Source organism: Thalassolituus sp. UBA6592 (genome assembly GCF_002433655.1).
Taxonomy (GTDB): domain Bacteria; phylum Pseudomonadota; class Gammaproteobacteria; order Pseudomonadales; family Oceanobacteraceae; genus Venatoribacter.
Window position 1 is genome coordinate 16515 of the sequence record NZ_DJIO01000065.1, and the last position, 19784, is coordinate 36298.

The following is a 19784-nucleotide window of genomic DNA, read 5'->3' on the forward strand; positions in this document are numbered from 1 at the left end:
TGGTCAACTTTTAGACTGCTGCGCAACCCGTTTGTTAATCCAACCCAATGATGGAGCGCGACCCCAATGAAAATAATCTGTGCCCTGATTTCCTGCCTGCTGGCTGCCACTGCAGCCAGAGCCGATACCGTAACCGTTGCCGTCGGGCTGGCCCTGCCACCCTACGTATTAGCCGACGATGACCGCGGTGCGGAGCTGGATGTTGTACGTGAGGCACTGGCCGTGAAAGGCCATGAACTCAAACCTGTGTATGTCCCTTTCCGCGAAGTCGTACCTATGGTGGTTGGCGGCAAAGTGGATGCCTCCATGACACTGAACGAAGACTCTGGCGCCGCCTCACTGTTTTATTCTGACGTACATATGATTTACCAGAATGTGGCCGTCGGCCTGAGTGAGCGTGAAATCAACGTGGAATCGATCGCAGACCTCGGCCGCTACTGGGTGCTCGGGTTCCAGGATGCCGCCAAATATCTGGGTGATGAGTTTGCCCTGATGTCCCGGAACAACCCCAGATACGGCGAAACCTCGCGCCAGAAGAGCCAGGTAAGCATGCTGTTTAAGGAGCGGGTCGACCTGGTCGTCTCTGATAAGAACATTTTCAACTGGTACCGCCGCCAGCAGGAAAGAGTGAATGTGAAGCGCCCGGTAACCCAGTTCGCGCTGTTTCCTCCGACTTATTACAAAGTTGCCTTCAACCATGAGAATCTACGCGATGACTTTAACGCCGGACTGGCAGAACTGAAGAAAACCGGGCGTTACGACCAGATTCTGGAGTACTACTTCCGCGAAAGTTAAGGCTGCTGATATGGGTGTTTTTTTGAGGCGTGTCATGGCTTTTGCGCAGGGTTTTAATTTAAACCCCTACAAAATGCCGCTATAATGCCCGGCGATTTTAACTACGCTTAGCCGTGACCCGGAAAGTAAGCCGTGAACTCCGATTAGAGAGGACCCTCAAGTGAAACAACTGAAAGCACTGATTCTGGCCGCTGCCACCCTGATCATGGCACAGGCCCATGCTGCAACTGACGCTCAGGCAGACAAAATTGCTGAGCGCATCAAGCCTGTAGGCGAAGTCTGTGTAGGTGCAGAATGTGGCGGTGCCGCAGTAGCAGCTGCAGAGCCACGCTCTGGTGAGGAAGTTTACAATGGTGCATGTACTGCATGTCACGGCAGTGGCCTGCTGGGCGCACCAAAAACCGGTGATAAAGCCGCATGGGATGACCGTCTGGCCAAAGGTATGGACGCAACCCTGCAGAACGCTATCAATGGTATTAACGCTATGCCGCCTAAAGGCACCTGCGCTAACTGCTCTGACGATGAGCTGATGGCTGCTATCAAGTACATGTCTGGCCGCTAAGCGCCGGATGTAAAAAGAACCGCGCCGGGAACACCCTGCGCGGTTTTTTTGTGCCTGCAATCTGCCCCGCCGGGCACAGCACAAGGTCCCGCCGTCAGCTCTGTCTTTATATGCGCCTTCATATCTGACCGCGGCGCTGCATCACCTCAACACTTTGTAATTACTGAACAACTGCTCGTTAGGTTTCAGTCGCGCAACGCGCTTTCTGACGGATAAAAACCGCCTGATTACAGTCACAGCAGAATATTTCGTAAAAATTTTTATCTGACCATGGCAAGCCTCCGCAGCTCGACTATAAGTATTGGCAAACGGCGGCGGTCTGGCAGTACTGCCCAGCCGGCATAACAATCAGTAATTCAGGTGGAGAAACATTATGTCTGATGAAGATCTGGAAATGGATGATCAACTCGAAGACGACAGTGATATGGAGTCTGAGGACGAGAACAACAGCAACGACAACAGTGATGACAGCGACAGCAAAGAAGAAGATCTGGTCGCGGCTGATATCAGCCATACCTCACTGGAAGCACGCAACAAGATCAGAGAAAGCATGGCAGCAGAGGTAGAAGCCTTTCTGTCACGCGGTGGTCAGATCCAGCAGATCGACGATAACGTCATGGCGGATCCCCCACGTAAACCTCAGACCAACTATGGCAGCCGCCCTATCTGAGCAGTAGCAAGCGCTGGCAGCCCACAAAAGACCCGTACGCGCAGGCGTTACGGGTCTTTTTTCGTATTTTTGCCGTTAACGGGTTCCATGCAGGCCAAAGAGAGTCGAGGATGACGACTGATCTCTGAATAACGCCCATGGCAAGGAAGCCCGGATGTACACCTATTCAAAGAAATCCCGCCGTCGTATGCACGCCATTCCCGCTGCCGCCGCGTTACTTACCGCCTCATTGCTGTGGCTGGCATTGGGCAGTCATGCACAGGCCGCAGACACACTGCAGCCACTGGCGTCTGATGAACCATCGGTGATTGAAGATTGCGCGGCCAGCCAATCGGGCATGCAACCTGTCAGGCAAGTAAACTAAGGGGAAAGGTGCCACAGCGGATGCCCGGCACACAGAAAGGATTCGATTACTGGGCTGTGGGGTTACTTGGTACTGTACTACTGAACGTTCAGAGTGAATGTTCAGAGGGCTCAGCCCGCCTGAACGATAGCCCGTACCGCCGCCGGCAACTGCGACAGATGAGTAATTTCCTGATCCGGCTGAGCTTCGGCTTCCGCCCAGGCAGCATCGGTCAGATTCACCCAGATGGTTTTCATACCGAGCCGTGCGGCAGCCACCACATCCTGCTCCTGATGATCACCGATATGAATGCCTTCATGAGCCGGCACGCCAGACGCTGCAAAGGCCGCTTCAAACATGGCTGGCTGCGGTTTGGGCGCACCCACATCTTCGGCATTAAAGTGCTCAGCAAACAGATGATCAATGCCGACCAGCTTCAGGTCAGAATTGCCATTGGTCAGCGCCATCAGGGTGTAGTCTTTTTTGAGGTCTTCGAGGATCTGCTCGGCACCGTCGAACAGCGTGATTTCACTGCGCGCGCGGTAGAACACATCAAAGGATTCTTTGGCCAGCTGTGCTGCCTGTTCGCGCTCAATGCCAGCCTGCAGAAAGACCCGCAGCATCACTTCTTCACGCAGTTTGGATACGCGGAAACGCAGATCCGGATAGCTGGCCGCGATCTGATTACGGTACTGCAGCAGGGCATCCAGCGAGTAAAGCGAAGCGGCCTGAGGCACATGCTCACAGACCCAGTCATGGGTCAGTTTCTCAGCCCGGGCAATCACCGGGTCGGCATCCCACAGGGTATTATCGAGATCGAACGTCAGCAGTCGGATGGTCATACTCAGGCCACCGGAATCTGTGGCAGACGCAGCGCCAGAATATCAGCGATGTAATCGAGGAAGAGGGTATCCATCGAGCTGCGGTAGTAACCCGGATCTTCGCTGGCCACGACTAACGCGCCAATATTCCCCTGACCACGGATCTGTGCCGCCGCTACAGAACGGCATTCCGTCTGTGGGCTGGCCAGCAGCAGAGCAATCTCGGTCTGATCCAGCTGACCGCACAAAGCACGGTGACCTTTGAACATGCGGTGAATATGACGCTGAGTCTCCGCACTGCGGATGGCGATCAGAGGTTCTTCCAGATTACGTTCGGTAAAGTGCAGCAGCGCCCAGGCGTCGACGTTGAAGTCTTTGCGCAAGGAGTCATCCAGTGCCGCCTGCACAGCCAGCCAGTTATCTGCCTCAACCAGCGCCAGTACCAGGCGACGGCTCTTTTCAAACAGCTGATCGTTACGGCGGGCATTTTCCAGCAGATCGGACAGACGCTGGCGCAGCTCAACGTTACGCTCACGGTGTACCGACAGCTGACGCTCCACCAGACTGGTGGCCGGACCGCTGTTATGAGGAACACGCAGGTCTGCCAACAGATCGTCTTTGCCGATAAAAAAGTCCGGATGATCCTGCAGATACTGCATCACATCGGAGTCGGTCAGGCGGGGCTGTTGGCTCATTGCTTATCCTTGATTGTTCTTACTTAGTCACTGGTGATTCGTTCACTGACCGCGGCTGCACAACCGGCCGGTCATCTCATCAGATGTTCATCCGGCCTTCAAACACAGTCTCTGCCGGACCCGTCATCTTCACGCTGGATTCGCCGTCCCATTCGATGAACAGGTCACCACCGGGCAGACGGACGTTAACACCCGGCTTCAGCCAGCCGCGCAGCTGTCCGGATACAACCGCCGCACAGGCACCGGTACCGCAGGCCAGCGTTTCCCCGGCACCACGTTCAAATACCCGCAGACGGATATTGTGTTCATCAATCACCTGCATAAAACCGACGTTTACTTTGCGCGGAAATACAGGATGCGGTTCGATCAGCGGCCCCCAGCTTTCCACAGGTGCTGTGTCGATATCATCAACACGCAGCACAGCATGTGGATTGCCCATGGACACAGCGCCGAGTTTTACCTCGCCGATGCCTTCAATCTGTACTGTGTATTCCGGGCTGAACTCAGCCGCTTCAAACGGAATCAGTTTAGGATCGAGCACGGGATTGCCCATATCGACCACCACCTGACGATCATCGGTCAGATGCAGTTCCATCAGACCGGAGGCGGTTTCCACACGGATATCACGCTTGCCGGTCAGACGCTGATCATACACAAAACGGGCGAAACAACGCGCACCGTTACCGCAATTTTCCACTTCGCTGCCATCGGCATTAAAGATACGGTAGCGGAAATCGACGTCTGCTCTCGACGGCTGCTCAACGATAAGCAGCTGATCGAAGCCAACACCAAAGTTGCGGTCAGCCAGCTCACGTACACGGTCGGGACGGATATGGCCGGCCTGAGTCACCAGATCGATAACCATAAAGTCGTTGCCAAGCCCGTGCATTTTACTGAATTTTAACCACATATCCCGATACTCAGTCCGCCGGCAGCAGAGATTCGCCTGCAAACAGGCTGGTCACAGTTTCGCGCTCGCGCACCAGCTGTGCACGGGCACCATCTACCATTACTTCCGCAGCACGGCCACGGGTGTTGTAGTTGGAGGCCATCACAAAGCCATAAGCACCCGCCGACATGACCGCCAGTACATCGCCCTGCTGCAGCGCCAGTTCACGGTTTTTACCGAGGAAGTCGCCGGTTTCACACACAGGGCCAACCAGATCGTATTCACGTACCGGTTCATCACTGTGCTCGGTCACCGGTTTGATGTCCTGCCAGGCGCTGTACAGAGCCGGGCGGATCAGGTCGTTCATGGCGCCGTCGATGATGGCAAAATTTTTGTGCTCGCTCAGTTTCAGATATTCCACTTTGGTGAGGAATACGCCGGCGTTAGCGGCAATAGAGCGGCCTGGCTCAAAGATCAGTTTAAAGCGGCGCGCGCCCAGACGTTCTTTGACCGCAGCGATGTAGTCACCGGCTGACGTTGGTGTTTCATCACGGTACTGCACACCCAGACCACCACCGAGATCAAGGTGCTCGATTTCGATGCCCTGCTCTGCCAGCTGATCGATCAGCGCCAGCAGGCGATCCAGTGCATCCAGGAACGGACGGATTTCCGTCAGCTGACTGCCAATGTGACAGTCCACACCTTTCACCACCAGACCCGGCAAAGAGCAGGCTTTGACGTACACGCGCGGCGCTTCGTTAATATCGATGCCGAATTTGTTTTCTTTCAGACCGGTGGAAATGTACGGATGGGTTTTGGCATCCACATCCGGATTCACCCGCAGTGATACATGGGCGGTTTTGCCCAGTTCCGTGGCCACAGCACTCAGGCGCTCCAGCTCAGATTCGGATTCGACGTTGAAACAGTAAACACCCACTTCCAGCGCACGGGCCATTTCTGCGGCTTGCTTACCAACACCGGAGAACACAACTTTAGAGGCTTCACCACCAGCAGCCAGAACACGTTCCAGTTCACCCAGGCTGACGATATCGAAACCGGCACCCTGACGGGCCAGCACGTTCAGCACAGCCAGGTTGGAGTTGGCTTTCACCGCGAAACACACCAGGTGCGGCCAGTCGCCCAGTGCATCAGCGTAGGCACGGAACTCCTGCTCCAGTGCACTGCGGGAATAAACATACAGCGGCGTGCCGTATTCGTTGGCCAGCGCCGCCAGCGACACCTGTTCAGCGTGCAGGGCGCCATTCTGATAAGTAAAAATCGACATCAGGATTGGGTTTCCGTAAACGAGTTGGAGGGAGCATCTTCAGGCAGGAACAGATCACCCTTCTGACCACAGCCGGTCAGGGCGAGCGTAAAAAAGGCCAGCAGCGTAAGGAGCAGTCGCTGTCGTTGCATTGTCAGATTCTCCGGAAAATGCCCGCATTATACGGGGATTGCACCGGGCTGTCTGCCGCCCGAGGGGCAAACACCAGGCATAAAAAAACCGCCGGCAAGCGGCGGTTTCTGTTGTTGATAAAAGCGTTGAACAATCAGGCTGTCATCAACTCACCGCCCATGGCAGCTTTCAGTTTCTTCATGGCGTTCTTTTCCAGCTGACGGATACGTTCAGCGGACACCTGATAAACGTCAGCCAGCTCGTGCAGTGTGGCTTTCTGATCGGCCAGCCAGCGCTGTTGCAGGATGGCACGGCTGCGCTCGTCGAGATCACCCATGGCCTGCAGCAGACGGTCGTTGGAATCCTGTTCGAAGTTATCGGCTTCGACTAACAGCGCCGGATCGGCACCACGGTCTTCCAGATACGCTGACGGCGCCTGCCATGCAGTCTCATCATCGTCATCAACACCTGCGTCGAACGCGGCATCGTGAGCGTTCAGACGGGTTTCCATCTCGAACACAGTTTTGGTTTCCACACCCAGATCATCGGCGATCGAGCGTGCTTCGTCCTGGCTCAGCCAGCCCAGACGTTTTTTCTGACTGCGCAGGTTAAAGAACAGCTTACGCTGAGCTTTGGTGGTCGCCACTTTGACGATACGCCAGTTACGCAGAATAAATTCATGGATCTCGGCTTTGATCCAGTGCACCGCGAAGGACACCAGACGTACGCCCACTTCCGGATTAAAGCGCTTAACCGCTTTCATCAGGCCGACGTTACCTTCCTGAATCAGATCACCCTGATTCAGACCATAACCGGAATAGCTGCGGGCAATGTGCACAACAAAACGCAGATGCGACATAACCAGACGACGGGCAGCTTCCAGATCTTCGTGATAATGGAGTCGCTCGGCCAGCTCACGCTCCTCTTCCTGTGTCAGCACAGGGATGGCGTTCACCGTCGATATGTAGGACTCCAGATTGGCACCTGGGGTCAAAGCATTAACGGCTTGCAAACCTTGGTTCATTAAACACTCCTGATATGAATTCTCTGAGGTTTCACCCTCGTTAACTCATGGTCATCTGTAACGGGTCAACTTAATCGACCATGAGTTTAGCATCTGTATTGTAGGACATCCAACCTGTGGATAAGTTCCTGTTTGCGACTTTCTGGCGGAACAATTTATTGCACAGAAATGACCGCAAAACACACCGCGGGCGGTAAATGTCAGCCTGCCAGTATGTCAGGGTTCTATTTCACCCAGATGACGACTGACCGACCACCAGGCACCTAACCAGCCCAGCAGCATGGCCGCCAGCAGCAGAATCATGGCCGCACCAGCGGACAGAGGTTTCAGAGTAAAGCCGGAACCGTATAGTTCCGCCAGCTGTGATACCGGACCCTGCAACAGAACCCAGCAAAGAATAAGCAACAGCCAGGCCAGCAGGCCACCGACCATGCCATACCAGAGCCCGGTGTAGAGGAACGGCCGGCGCACCCAGGCATCGGTACCGCCCACCAGTTTAACCACGCGGATTTCATCCACCCTTGCGGCAATGGCCAGGCGGATGGTATTTCCAACCACCAGCAGAATCGCCAGCGCCAGCAGAATGCCCAGTACCCAGATCAGGCGTTCGGACAGATCCAGAATGGCCTGCAGACGCTCCAGCCAGGCCATGTCCATCTGCACCGAATCCACCAGCTGATAGCTCTTCAGCTGAGTCACCAGATTCATCAGTTCAGCATGCGGCAGCTGCAGCGGCGGCTCCACCAGTATCACCGATGGCAGCGGGTTTTCCGGCAGGAAATCCAGCGCAGCATCCAGCCCGCTGTTGCGGCGGAAGTCCTCCAGCGCGGTGTCGGCGTCAATAAATTCGGTTTTGGCGACGCCCGGCAATTGATCAATCCGCTGTGTCAGCTCACGCCCCTGCACTGTTTCAGTGCCCGGCTGCAGATAGACACTGATACGCCCGGATTCCTGAAAGCGGCCACTGAACTGCTGCATGTTATCCAGCGCCATCCACAGCGCACCCGGCAGAGTCAGAGCGATGGCCACGACCATCCAGGTGAGCAGACTAGCGAGGGGATTTTTCAGCAGGCGCAGCAGGGTTTCCACCGCCACCAGCTGATGATGGGCACCCCATGAGGACAGGCGCTTACGTTTGCCGATTTTCTGCAGCGAGGCACCGGCGCTCTGTTTGTCCTGAGCGCGCTTATCGTTGGTTTTTGCCGCCGGCTTTCTGCGTACTTCAGACATACTGACCTCCGGCGGTCAGGTGTCCTTCGTGCAGCTGGCCGTGATCGAGAATCAGACGACGATGGCCAAGACGCTCAACCAGAGCGATATCGTGCGTGGCGATCAGTACGGTCACACCAACCTGCTGAAAGCGCATAAACAGATTCATAATTTCTGCCGACAATTCCGGGTCAAGGTTACCGGTGGGCTCATCCGCCAGCAGCAGCGGCGGCTTATTCACCACCGCCCGGGCGATACCCACACGCTGTTGCTCACCGCCGGAGAGTTCAATCGGGTTGCGCTTTTCCATGCCCAGCAGACCGACAGAATCCAGCGCGGCGCGCACGCGGCGCCCCGCTTCTGCCGGGGTATAACCCGCAATCTGCAATGGCAGAGCGACATTTTCATAGACGCTGCGGTCAAACAGCAGCTGGTGATTCTGGAACACCACGCCGATCTTGCGGCGCAGGTAAGGGATCTGCGACGGACGCAGACGACTGAGATTCAGACCATCAACGAAAATCTGACCGCGGCTGGAGCGCTCCATCAACATCATCAGTTTCAGCAGCGTACTCTTACCGGCACCACTGTGGCCGGTAAGAAAGGCAAATTCACCACGCTCCAGATCAAAGTTAATGCCGCTGAGCGCTTCACGTCCGCTGGGGTAGCGCTTGCCAACCCGGTCGAAGCGGACCATTACGTTGCTGTTTCCCTGCGTCACTGCTTATCTCCGCTGGTCTGGTTCAGGCCGGGTTACTGCTCGTCGGCATCACGCTGAAACAGCGCTTTGGTAAATTCTTCGGCGTTGAAGGTACGCAGATCATCGATGCCTTCACCGACACCAATGTAACGTACCGGCAGGCCAAACTGCTGCGCCAGCGAGAAGATAATCCCGCCCTTGGCGGTACCATCGAGTTTGGTCAGGGTCAGACCGGTAACACCCACTGCCTGCTGGAATTGCTTCGCCTGATTCACGGCGTTCTGACCGGTACCGGCATCCAGCACCAGCATGACTTCGTGCGGCGCCGTGTCATCGAGCTTCCTCATGACCCGCACAACTTTCTCCAGTTCCTGCATCAGGTTGTCTTTGTTGTGCAGACGACCGGCTGTATCGGCGATCAGGATATCGGCTTTACGCGCCTTGGCTGCCTGCACCGCATCAAAAATCACCGAAGCAGAATCGGCCCCGGTATGCTGGGCAATCACCGGCACATTATTGCGCTCACCCCAGACCTGCAGCTGTTCAACCGCTGCGGCACGGAAGGTATCGCCGGCGGCCAGCATGACGCTCTTGCCGTCGTTCTGAAACTGCTTGGCGAGCTTGCCGATGGTGGTGGTTTTACCCACGCCATTGATGCCCACCATCAGAATCACATACGGCGTCTTGCTGCTGTCGATGGTCAGTGGTGCCTGCACTGTGGCCAGAGTTTCCTGCAGCTCAGCGATTAAGGCGTGATACAGGGCGTCAGAATCGCCCAGCTCTTTGCGACTGACGCGATCGGTCAGACGCTGCATGATGGCCTGAGTGGTTTCTACACCAACGTCGGCCATGATCAGCTGGGTTTCCAGATCTTCCAGCAGATCATCATCAATCTCTTTTTTGCCCAGCAGCAGGTTCGCCAGACCATCGGTCAGACCACTGCGGGTTTTGCTCAGACCCTGACGGATACGGCTGAAGAAACCTGGTTTTTTAGCGCTGGCTTTTTCTTCGCCCGGACGGGCTGCGGTGGTATCCAGACCAAACGGCACATCTGCAACGCTTTCCACAACCGCAGAGACGGCTGGTTCCGTAGCTTCAGGTTCAGTAACTTCGGGTTCCGCTTTTTCCGCTTCAGTAACCAGCGCGTCTGCCGCTTCAGGTTCTGCCATTTCAGCTTCAACTGCAGCAGGCTCTTCCGCCTGCTGAGATTCTTCCTCAGCATCAGCTTCAACATCATCTCCAACAGCAACCTCGGTGACCTGCTCAGCAGCCAGCGATTCTGCTGCTTCACTGACCGCAGCGTCATCGCTGCTGTCGTTTGTTTGCTCTGTGCTTTCCGCGGCCGCTTTGGCTTCCGCTTCTTTATTGTCGTCAGCGCCTTTTTTGCGCTTAAAGAAATTAAACATCGGGTACTCTGACTGTCAGATCCGGTAACAATGGTTAAGGTTGCACGGCGGTATTGTTCGATAAGACTTTTCACCACCAGCGACCGCTGGCTATCCTACCATCATTCGACAGGAATCGCGCTCAGGACAATCCGATATGCTGCAGGGCTTAAGCCGCAAAACACTGAACATCATTATTCTGGTCTGTCTGGTGGCCATCACCTGGCTGCAATTGATGGGCAAAGAGGACGAACAGGCCGCACTCGAGCCGCTGAAACTGCCACCACTGCACGACGCTGGCTGGCAAAGCTGGGCGAACAGCGAAGGCGTCAGTGTGTGGTTTCAGTCCGGTGGCACCATTGATGGCGGCACGCTGGTCATCCGTGGCGCACACAACAGCAGCACACACTTAACACTGCCTGCGGCCAGCTGGACCATTCCCCTGCATCAGGGACTGGCAACCGCACCGTCAGAAGAGCCCGCGGTGATTCTGATCAATGGCCCCTGGTCCGATATTGAAAAGCAGGCCATGGCGGCGCTGATTATCCGCGAACAGAAGTTGCAGCCTATGCCCACCACCACGGAATCCTGGCAAACCTGTATCCGCCAGCATCTGCCCGGCGCATTATGGCTGGCACAGCAGCAGGGCATGGAATGGCAGCAGCTTGGCCAGTTACCACAGCAGCTGAGTGGCCGCCCGCTACAGGCACCGGAATTACAGGAATGGGCGGTGTGGCGTCTGCAGCAGAGCCGCGAGCTGCGCCGTAACTGGCAGGACGAGCAAACGCGCATCGACATTCAGGCTGATCTTGCCTACCATCGCCTGCCCGCCGGGACCTATGCCGATCTTTATACGTCATTGGCCGACGCGTACCCACAGGATGTCACTCAGGCGGTCGATTGCCTGCGAACCATTCCAGTGGCAACTACCCCGGCAGAAAGCAACCAAACAGCCAGTCAGCAGTAAGTGAACAAAGAACATGAGTAAAGCCCAGTCTCAGCAATTACGGATCATCGGTGGCGAATGGCGTTCGCGGCGGCTGAAATTTCCGGCACTGGATGGCCTGCGCCCGACCATGGACCGGGTACGTGAAACCCTGTTCAACTGGCTGCAGTTTGATATTGAAGGTGCGCGGGTACTGGACGCATTTGCCGGCAGCGGCGCCTTAGGTTTTGAAGCGCTTTCCCGTGGTGCTAAAGAAGTTATCTTTCTGGAAAAGCATCCCAACGCCGCGATTCAGCTGAAAGAAAATCTGCAATTACTGGAAGCCAGAAACGCTCAGGTCTGGGCCGGTGATGCGCTGGTGTGGATGGAAGAAAACCCGGAACCGTTTGATCTGGTATTCCTTGACCCACCGTTCCATAAAAACCTGCTGAAGCCAGCCATCGAACAGTTACAGCTGTTACCCGGCGCCCTGGTGTATGTGGAACACGAAGCCACGTTAAAGCCTGTTTATCCGGCCAACTGGCGTGAAATAAAATCAAAGAAAACCAAAGAGTTTGTTTTTTCGCTTTTCGAAATTCAGCCTGTCTGATTTCGAAAGGTATTAAAAAGGAATACAAATCAAACAGGCATTAAAGGTATTAAAATAAAATACCTTTCAGCTGATTTTCATCCCTGTAAATGCCGTGCTTCAGCTGCCCGGCATTAATCCGCACTGCCGCAGAATCGTCTGCCATGCCTGAACGTGGCGTTTATTCGCCTGATTAAATGTCTCATTCACCGTAACCACCTGCTGGTACCAGTGATTAAACGCCTGTGGTGGCTGTTCTGCTAACAACGCGGTCATGGCATCTGTTCTGGCTAACAAAGACTTTCCGGTCTGATCCGTAAGACTGATATAAGGCTGCACCTGCGCAGCGTAATATTTCATAAACACATTGTGCAGAATTTTTGCATCCGGGGTTTCCTGCCCGGTCGGACACAATGGTTTGCGCGCCAGGCGGTTTTCAATAATGGCAGCGCTGCGATTGAGTTCTGAGATCAACAGATAGGCACTGGCCAGCCAGCGACCAAACGTTTCGCCAAGCATTAATTGCTGCAGCTGACTTTCCATATTATCCGGAGCGGTAAAATCTCCGCCAGCCACAGCCTCACCCTGTGCAATAGCATAATCCAGAGCATTGAGAGTGAGGGAAATATGCGCAGGCTTTTCATAAGCCGTTTCAGGCCAGTCCAACGGCTGTGCAGCTGAGGCGATCAATTTCTGCCATTCATCCGCCGTTACCCAGGCGTTCCACCAATAATGCAGACGGGCGTCGTACTTCTGCTGCAGCGCCGTCTGTAATTGCTGCGCCAGTTGCGGATCATCCTGCTGTAACTGCAGCACACACTCATCTCCGTCACGCAGAATGGCCATTTCCTGAATCAGCGACTGACTGGCTGCCGCCAGACGCCCCAGGGTGGAATTTTTCTGTGCGATCGCCTGACTGATGCGGCAATCGTTGAGGCTGAGTAATTCCAACAGATTGATGCGGTAATCCGGCAGAGCCAGTGCAAAGTGTGTGACAGCAACCCGCGCTATACGCGGTGTTCTGGTTTCAGGAGGAAGTTCTTCGTTAAGAACCCGGGCAACCCGTTGATGATAGTCGCGCAGATGATCTTCAGCTGTGTCACTGCAGCCGGCCAGCGTTAACGTCATTAACAGCGACGGCAACACACCAGCCAGCAGGCGCAGCGCGGGCATTATTCTGCGGCCGGCGGATTGGCCAGCCAGGAAGGCCGTGGCATATAGCGTTGCTGCAACTCACACATCACATCGCGATATTCTTCCGTCAGATAAGGACGTTCCAGCGTAAACACCTGATAAATTCCGCCCTGCAGCAGTTCCGGCGAGATTGTCTGTGATTCATCACTGAGCAGATTACAGCGCAGAAATGAAAACCAGGAGGTCACGATAATCCAGGTATTTAATGCCAGGTCGATAATATCTTCTTCAGTTACATCGAGAATTCCTGCCCGTCCAAGGCCACGAAAAATCTCCCGTACGCGGCTTTCACAGGTACGGAAAAATGCACGATAATGGCCATGCAGTTGCGGATCGGACAACAGCAGGTGTTCCATATCACGGTGCAGAAAACGAAAATCCCATAAACCTTTAAAAACACCCTGCAGGTAATTCAGTTTATCCATGGGTTGCAGCTGACGGTCTTCCGGCACCTGCAGAATATTCAGAACGCGCTTCTGATATTGACCAAACAGGGCATAAATAATCGCCTGCTTGTTTTTAAAATGGTAATAAAGATTACCCGGCGATATATCCAGGTGCGCGGCGATATGATTGGTGCTGACATTACGCTCACCCTGCTCATTAAACAGCTGCAGGCTGGCGCAGAGGATACGCTCCCGGGTACTGACTGCCTTACTGTTGGTATCTTTCGTTGAGCTCGGTTTCATAACAGCCATTATCGCCATTTAGCGTCCGATGACCAGATTTGCGACCACAACAATCTGTATTCGGCCAACATTTGTTTCTGTCTCAGCTGGCCTTTGTGCAAAATCTACAATAACCAGTATCAGTGCAGTACCTTCACCCCACATTGGCCTCTGTGGTCCATCGCTATGTCCTTTCGCCTGTTGTCTGCAGATTGTTATCCATAGTTCTTGCCCATAAGTTGTTGTCCATGGATTGTTACCTGCTGATTCTTGACTTCAGAATAATTAGAGTAAACACTCTAAACCTTTAAAGCGCAAACTACTAATAACAACAAACTGCTTCGGTAGAGCTTCGGATATCCGCCCCACGGCGCCGGCAGCCCCGCAGCGCCCCGGATATTACTCAGGAGAAATACGCTATGGTCGCGACTGCCACCAGCCTTGTTGCCGCGGATCAGGAACTGCAGCGCATGCAGCAGCTGTTTAACCAGCAGCAACTTGCTTACCGCCAGCACCCTCTGCCAACCGCAGCTGAACGTATCAGCGATCTTAAGCGCCTTAAGCAGGCCCTGCTGAAATACCGCACAGAACTGGCCACGGCGGTGAACGAGGATTTCAGCTGCCGCTCCATTGATGAAACCGAAATCGCTGAAATCATGACCTGTGCCCAGGGTATCGATTATTCAGTAAAGCATCTGAAGCGCTGGATGAAGCCCTCGCGCCGTCACGTCAGCATGCTGTTTGCGCCATCGCACAACCATGTGATGTACCAGCCATTAGGAGTCGTCGGCATCATGGTGCCGTGGAACTATCCGATTCAGCTGGCAATACTGCCATTAGCCACCGCGCTGAGTGCCGGTAACCGCGCAATGATCAAAATGTCGGAATTCACTCCGGCGACCAATAAAGTGCTGCAGAAAATGCTGTCCGATGTGTTTAATGAAAGTCAGGTAGCGCTGATCGAAGGGGAAGTCGAAGTGTCCTCTGCCTTTGCTGAACTGCCCTGGGATCATCTGATTTTTACCGGTTCAACGGCGGTCGGCAAAATCGTTATGTCCGCTGCGGCGAAAAATCTCACCCCGGTAACGCTGGAGCTGGGCGGTAAATCGCCGGCTATTATTGCTCCCGGGGCCAGCATGGAAGATGCCGTTGAACGCATCTGTTTTGGTAAATCACTGAATGCCGGGCAGACCTGTATCGCGCCGGATTATATTCTGCTGCCTGAGGGTCAGGAGCAGACGTTTATTGATACCTACCAGAAAACCTTCGCCCGCATGTACCCATCACTGCGCGACAACAGTGATTACACCGCCATCGTCAATCAGCGTCAGTTCGGACGCCTGCAAAGCTGGGTGGAAGATGCCCGCCAGAAAGGTGCAAAAATCACCGTGGTGAATCCGGCAGCAGAAGATTTTTCCGGCACTCGCAAAATGCCGCTGCATATTATTGAAAACGGCAACGCCGATATGAAAGTTCTGCAGGAAGAGCTGTTTGGGCCGGTACTGCCTGTAGTGCCATATAAAACACTGGATAGCGCCATTGATTACATCAACGACCGCGACCGTCCGCTGGCACTGTATTTATTCAGTTACGACAAAGCCATACAGAATACCGTGCTGCAGCGTACTCACGCCGGTGGTGTAAGCATCAATGATACGTTAATGCACATTGCTCAGGATGATATGCCTTTTGGCGGTGTCGGACCTTCCGGCATGGGACACTATCACGGTAAAGAAGGTTTTATTGCATTATCGAAAGCCAAAGCGGTTCACCGCAAAGGTAAATTCAACAGTGGTCAGTTTATTTATCCGCCTTATGGCAACGGCATACAGAAACTGATTAAAAAATTCTTTATCCGTTAACGGCTGACTGAATAAATTCACCTGCATCCGGAAAAACATACAGAAAAAACCATGCTGAAAACAACAACACGACGCGGTTTTATGCAGCTGAGCACCGCTTCAGCTGCGCTGTTAACACTGGCTGGAACAGCGGCTGGTCTCAGTGGCTGCAGCAAACAGCCTGCCGCAGAAGGCTACCGTCTGCTGCGTCAGGGAGATATTGAATTGCTCTCGGCGCTGGCACCTGTGATTCTGGCGGACGGCTATCCCGGTCAACTGGGGGCGCAGGCTGAGACACGCCTGATGCAGGCCCTCGATAATCTGATCGGCACCCTGCAGGAATATTCGCGAAGTCAGCTGATGCTGTTGCTGGACGTACTGCAGGTCGCGCCAATCCGATCTGTCATGGGCGCCCAATGGCGCAGCTGGACTGCCGCTTCAGAAGAAGACATTAACGACTTTTTGAATGACTGGAAAAACAGCAGCCTGCAATTAAAACGTATGGGCTATGGCTCTTTGTGTAAGCTGCTGACCATGTGCTGGTATATGCAGCCGGAAACCTTTGCAGTCTCCGGTTACCCCGGACCACCAAAGAAAATTCCTGCCTGACCGATGTGCAGCAAGGAAAGGCGCTTGTAAATAACAATAACTAAAACCAGGGTTCACAGTCATGCCGCCATCACGATACGGCGCTGAGAGTGAGCCAGCGAATAAAGACAAAGGCAGAGAGACAGGTATGCAGGATTCAGCAAAACGTCAGCCGGATATTCCAGTGGTTGCCGGTATTCCCGATCCGATTCTGGAAGGCATCGCCAATGGCTGGGATGTCAGTGCCGCGACTGACTTTGATAACGACACCATTATCGAAGCCGATGTGGTGATTATCGGTACCGGTGCCGGGGGTGGCACCAGTGCAGAAATTCTCAGTAACGCCGGCCTGAAAGTGTTAATGCTGGAAGAAGGCCCACTGAAAAGCACCAATGATTTCCGAATGGATGAACGTGAGGCTTACCACGACCTGTACCAGGAATCCGCCGGACGCATGAGCAAAGACGGCAGCATGTCGATCCTGCAGGGACGCTGCGTGGGCGGCACCACGGTAATTAACTGGACTTCCTGTTTCCGCACACCAGAGCCGACGCTGGATTACTGGGCGCGGGAATTTAAGGTCGAAGGTTTTTCTGCTGACGATATGGCGCCCTGGTTTGAGAAGATGGAACAACGCCTTAACGTTGCGCCATGGCAGGTGCCACCCAATGAAAATAATTCCGTACTGGCTAAAGGCTGCACTCAGCTGGGTATCGACTGGCATTTAATTCCACGTAATGTCGCCGGTTGCTGGAATCTGGGTTACTGCGGTACCGGGTGCCCGACCAACGCCAAACAATCCATGCTGGTCAGCACCATTCCGGCAGCGCTGGATAACCAGTCACAATTAATTTACAGCGCCCGCGCCGAACGCCTGATTATCGAAGGCAATAAAGTACTGGGCGTCGATGTTACCGCGCTCGACCGGCATTATCAGCCGAGCGGCAAGCGTCTGGTTGTTAAGGCATCTCACATTATTATGGCCTGTGGTGCGATCAACGGCCCTGCGCTGCTGCTGCGCTCGGATGCACCTGATCCGCAGCAACGCATTGGTAAACGGACCTTTTTCCATCCGACCACCTTCTGCTTCGCCGAATTTGAGGAGCAGATCGATCCGTATTACGGCGCCCCACAGTCGGTGTATGTGGATCATTTCCAATGGCAGGAAGTGAATGGCCGCGTCGGTTACAAACTTGAAGTGCCACCACTGCAGCCCGGTTTAACTTCGGTACTGCTGCTCGGTCATGGTCACCAGCATTTCACCGACATTCAGAAATTACCCAATCTGCAGGCCACCATTGCCCTGCTGCGTGATGGTTTTCATCCGCACAGTCAGGGCGCCAGCATTGAGCTGAGCGATGATGGCTCGCCCATTATCGATCACGAAATTAACGATTACCTGTGGGATGGTGTGCTGCGTTCCTGGCTGACCATGGCGGAAATTCAGTTCGCCGCCGGTGCCAAAGCGGTGCGTCCATCTCATGTTGATGCGCCCTGGTATCAGAGCTGGGAAGAAGCGCAGGCGGCTATCCCGCAGCTGGCATTCCGCTCTAATGCGTTTACCGCCGGTTCGGCACATTGCATGGGCGGACTGGCCATGGGCGAAGATAAAAGCCGCTGCCTGGTCAACAGCCAGGGCAAATACCATTATCTGGATAATCTGTATGTGTTTGACGGCTCGGTATTTCCATCCAGTATCGGTGCCAATCCGCAGCTTTCCATTTACGGTCTTGCCTGCAAACAGGCGACGGAACTGTTGGAAACAATTCGTGCCGGAGCCGTTTAACCGTTGGCGGAGCCTGCGGGCTCTGCCTGCTGTTCAAATTAATCCATCCAAACACGTCATTCCGACAGGCTGAATCTGTGCAAATCCTGACCTGCGTCTGTACCTTACTGCCATTCTGCGGCAGACTGCAGCGCATTATCTTTCCGTCAGCAACAAGCATAAAAAGAGTCTGAACCATGAGCACCAATATCGACAGCCACCAGCACTTTGGCGTACCCGTTTTTGAAGCAACGCTGGCGGATTTCAATGATCATCAGGCTGAGCTGGCAGATTACCTGTTGTCCATGCGCGCCCAGGCCGGTGGCGTTGAACGCAGCAATATGGGTGGCTGGCACAGTGACGACAAACTGCACGCCGACAAACATCCGGCTATCCGCTGGCTGACCCAGGCGGTTTACAGCACAGCCTCAGCCTGTATCCGCCATCAGAATCCCAAAGCCGCAAACCAGAAGATTCTGCTGACTCAGATGTGGGCCAATATCAATGAAGCCGGTGACTGGAATTCCGTACACCATCACCTGCCGTGCGAATGGTCCGGCTGTGTGTACATCTCAGTCGGTGCTCTGAAGCGCGTCGAAGGGCGCAGCATGCAGGACGGTGATATTATCTTTATTGATGGCGATGCCCGCGGCGAACAGTATGGCCGCCCTACCAGCGTCTCTTACCACCCGGCTAATGGCCGCCTGTTCCTGTTTCCCGGCTACCAGCTGCACATGGTGGCACCGCACCGTGAAGAAGAGCCGCGTATTTCAGTGGCTTTCAACTTACGCCTGCAACCTGCAGATAAAAGCCCGGTCGTCGGCCGTTGATGCACGGCAATATAACTGCAGAGATATACGAGGATATCGCCACTGTTATTGGCAGACTTCGTACTTTTGTTTACTATGCGCCGCACTCACTACCGTCCTTTTAAGGTTTTGATATGAACACAGCTGTTTATCCCGGTACCTTCGACCCGATTACCAACGGCCATACCGATCTGGTTGAGCGGGCGGCACGCATGTTCGACCACATTATTGTGGCGGTAGCCGATAACCCTAAGAAAAAGCCGATGCTGGACCTGGAAGCCCGGGTTGATCTGGCACAGAACACACTGGGCCACCTGGCCAATGTGGAAGTGACCGGTTTCAGCAATCTGCTGGCGGACTTCGTCAAAGAAAAAAATGCCAATATCATTCTGCGCGGCCTGCGGGCGGTGTCAGACTTTGAATACGAATTCCAGCTGGCCAACATGAACCGAGTGTTGGCACCGAACGTAGAAAGTATTTTCCTGACACCTGCAGAACAATACTCCTATATATCATCTACCCTTGTGAGAGAAATCGCGTCCCTTGGCGGCGATGTCAGCAACTTTGTCCATCCTGAAGTTGCCCGCGCCCTGAAGCGGCTCGTGAAGTAATTGCCCGAGACTGAGAGGTAACAACATGGCTCTGATTATTACCGACGAATGCATCAACTGTGATGTATGTGAACCGGAATGTCCGAATGAAGCGATTTCCGCTGGTGACGAAATTTACGTTATCGATCCAAAGAAATGCACCGAGTGCGTAGGTCACTACGATGAGCCTCAGTGCCAGCTGGTATGCCCGGTAGACTGCATCCCTCAGGATGAGGACAACATGGAAACTCAGGAAGAGCTGGAAGCAAAATACGAAAAGCTGACCGGTAAAAAGATCGCCTGATCGCTGTGGCAGTTGCACCCTA

At 54.3% G+C, this 19784-nt stretch carries 23 protein-coding genes; 12 read left to right on the forward strand and 11 right to left on the reverse strand.

All coding sequences use genetic code 11. The features are described from left to right. The first annotated feature begins 66 nt into the window (after window positions 1-66). The 4 genes from B2Z72_RS05920 (at window position 67) to B2Z72_RS05935 (ending at window position 2391) form a co-directional block, all read left to right on the forward strand. The gene (locus B2Z72_RS05920) at window positions 67-795 is read left to right on the forward strand and encodes a substrate-binding periplasmic protein (RefSeq protein ID WP_296986255.1); all 729 of its coding nucleotides are present in this window, start codon (window positions 67-69) and stop codon (window positions 793-795) included. 160 nt (window positions 796-955) lie between these two features. Beyond that, entirely contained in the window at window positions 956-1357 is a 402-nt protein-coding gene (locus B2Z72_RS05925; protein ID WP_349676766.1) for a c-type cytochrome, read from the forward strand. A 373-nt stretch (window positions 1358-1730) separates the two neighbouring features. Next, on the forward strand, window positions 1731-2027 hold the full coding sequence (locus B2Z72_RS05930; protein ID WP_296986253.1) for a hypothetical protein: 297 nt from the start codon (window positions 1731-1733) through the stop codon (window positions 2025-2027). Window positions 2028-2181: 154 nt separating this feature from the next. Then, complete coding sequence (locus B2Z72_RS05935; protein WP_296986252.1) at window positions 2182-2391, forward strand: hypothetical protein; 210 nt, start codon at window positions 2182-2184, stop codon at window positions 2389-2391. 110 nt (window positions 2392-2501) lie between these two features. On the opposite strand, the gene B2Z72_RS05940 is transcribed toward B2Z72_RS05935, so the two are convergent. From B2Z72_RS05940 to ftsY, 9 genes are all read right to left on the reverse strand, one after another. Continuing rightward, a complete protein-coding gene (locus tag B2Z72_RS05940) occupies window positions 2502-3212 on the reverse strand; it encodes an HAD family hydrolase (protein ID WP_296986249.1) in 711 nt (236 codons plus the stop codon). A gap of 2 nt (window positions 3213-3214) precedes the next feature. Then, window positions 3215-3886 carry a DUF484 family protein gene (locus tag B2Z72_RS05945; protein ID WP_296986246.1) on the reverse strand — a complete coding sequence of 224 codons (672 nt, stop codon included), beginning with the start codon at window positions 3884-3886 and terminating at the stop codon, window positions 3215-3217. 79 nt (window positions 3887-3965) lie between these two features. Then, a complete protein-coding gene (gene dapF / locus B2Z72_RS05950; protein WP_296986245.1) occupies window positions 3966-4796 on the reverse strand; it encodes a diaminopimelate epimerase in 831 nt (276 codons plus the stop codon). Between the two features lie 10 nt (window positions 4797-4806). Beyond that, entirely contained in the window at window positions 4807-6060 is a 1254-nt protein-coding gene (lysA, locus tag B2Z72_RS05955; protein ID WP_296986243.1) for a diaminopimelate decarboxylase, read from the reverse strand. Next, window positions 6060-6191, reverse strand: a complete 132-nt coding sequence (lptM, locus tag B2Z72_RS05960; protein ID WP_296986240.1) for an LPS translocon maturation chaperone LptM — start codon at window positions 6189-6191, stop codon at window positions 6060-6062. Before lptM ends, lysA begins: the two co-directional genes overlap by 1 nt. 134 nt (window positions 6192-6325) lie before the next feature. Next, entirely contained in the window at window positions 6326-7195 is an 870-nt protein-coding gene (gene rpoH, locus B2Z72_RS05965; RefSeq protein WP_296986238.1) for an RNA polymerase sigma factor RpoH, read from the reverse strand. A gap of 216 nt (window positions 7196-7411) precedes the next feature. Further along, the gene (gene ftsX / locus B2Z72_RS05970; RefSeq protein ID WP_297004367.1) at window positions 7412-8425 is read right to left on the reverse strand and encodes a permease-like cell division protein FtsX; all 1014 of its coding nucleotides are present in this window, start codon (window positions 8423-8425) and stop codon (window positions 7412-7414) included. Then, window positions 8418-9101 (reverse strand): cell division ATP-binding protein FtsE, encoded by a 684-nt coding sequence (gene ftsE, locus B2Z72_RS05975; protein ID WP_296980681.1) that lies wholly within the window; start codon window positions 9099-9101, stop codon window positions 8418-8420. The genes ftsX and ftsE overlap by 8 nt, the downstream gene beginning before the upstream one ends. Window positions 9102-9157: 56 nt before the next feature. Next, window positions 9158-10510: a signal recognition particle-docking protein FtsY gene (gene ftsY / locus B2Z72_RS05980; protein WP_296980679.1), complete on the reverse strand. Its 1353-nt coding sequence runs from the start codon at window positions 10508-10510 to the stop codon at window positions 9158-9160. Between the two features lie 136 nt (window positions 10511-10646). Between ftsY and B2Z72_RS05985 the strand changes: the two genes are divergently transcribed. Continuing rightward, a complete protein-coding gene (locus tag B2Z72_RS05985) occupies window positions 10647-11456 on the forward strand; it encodes a hypothetical protein (RefSeq protein ID WP_296980677.1) in 810 nt (269 codons plus the stop codon). Between the two features lie 13 nt (window positions 11457-11469). Beyond that, complete coding sequence (rsmD, locus tag B2Z72_RS05990) at window positions 11470-12024, forward strand: 16S rRNA (guanine(966)-N(2))-methyltransferase RsmD (protein WP_296980676.1); 555 nt, start codon at window positions 11470-11472, stop codon at window positions 12022-12024. Between the two features lie 99 nt (window positions 12025-12123). Here the strand turns inward: rsmD and B2Z72_RS05995 are convergent, their stop codons facing one another. Both B2Z72_RS05995 and B2Z72_RS06000 read right to left on the reverse strand, forming a co-directional pair. Then, entirely contained in the window at window positions 12124-13176 is a 1053-nt protein-coding gene (locus B2Z72_RS05995) for a DUF3080 family protein (protein ID WP_296980675.1), read from the reverse strand. Beyond that, window positions 13176-13886: a TetR/AcrR family transcriptional regulator gene (locus B2Z72_RS06000; protein WP_296980674.1), complete on the reverse strand. Its 711-nt coding sequence runs from the start codon at window positions 13884-13886 to the stop codon at window positions 13176-13178. The genes B2Z72_RS05995 and B2Z72_RS06000 overlap by 1 nt, the downstream gene beginning before the upstream one ends. Window positions 13887-14284: 398 nt before the next feature. On the opposite strand from B2Z72_RS06000, the gene B2Z72_RS06005 reads away from it, so the two are divergent. The 6 genes from B2Z72_RS06005 to B2Z72_RS06030 all read left to right on the forward strand — a co-directional run bounded on the left by B2Z72_RS06005 (window position 14285) and on the right by B2Z72_RS06030 (window position 19762). Next, window positions 14285-15727, forward strand: a complete 1443-nt coding sequence (locus B2Z72_RS06005) for a coniferyl aldehyde dehydrogenase (RefSeq protein ID WP_296980672.1) — start codon at window positions 14285-14287, stop codon at window positions 15725-15727. Between the two features lie 51 nt (window positions 15728-15778). Next, entirely contained in the window at window positions 15779-16315 is a 537-nt protein-coding gene (locus B2Z72_RS06010; RefSeq protein WP_296980670.1) for a hypothetical protein, read from the forward strand. A gap of 61 nt (window positions 16316-16376) precedes the next feature. Then, window positions 16377-18080 carry a GMC family oxidoreductase gene (locus B2Z72_RS06015; RefSeq protein ID WP_296980668.1) on the forward strand — a complete coding sequence of 568 codons (1704 nt, stop codon included), beginning with the start codon at window positions 16377-16379 and terminating at the stop codon, window positions 18078-18080. A gap of 176 nt (window positions 18081-18256) precedes the next feature. Continuing rightward, entirely contained in the window at window positions 18257-18889 is a 633-nt protein-coding gene (locus B2Z72_RS06020) for a TIGR02466 family protein (protein ID WP_296980667.1), read from the forward strand. Between the two features lie 113 nt (window positions 18890-19002). Next, window positions 19003-19479 carry a pantetheine-phosphate adenylyltransferase gene (coaD, locus tag B2Z72_RS06025; RefSeq protein ID WP_296980665.1) on the forward strand — a complete coding sequence of 159 codons (477 nt, stop codon included), beginning with the start codon at window positions 19003-19005 and terminating at the stop codon, window positions 19477-19479. A 25-nt stretch (window positions 19480-19504) separates the two neighbouring features. Next, on the forward strand, window positions 19505-19762 hold the full coding sequence (locus B2Z72_RS06030; protein ID WP_296980663.1) for a YfhL family 4Fe-4S dicluster ferredoxin: 258 nt from the start codon (window positions 19505-19507) through the stop codon (window positions 19760-19762). Window positions 19763-19784 lie beyond the last annotated feature (22 nt).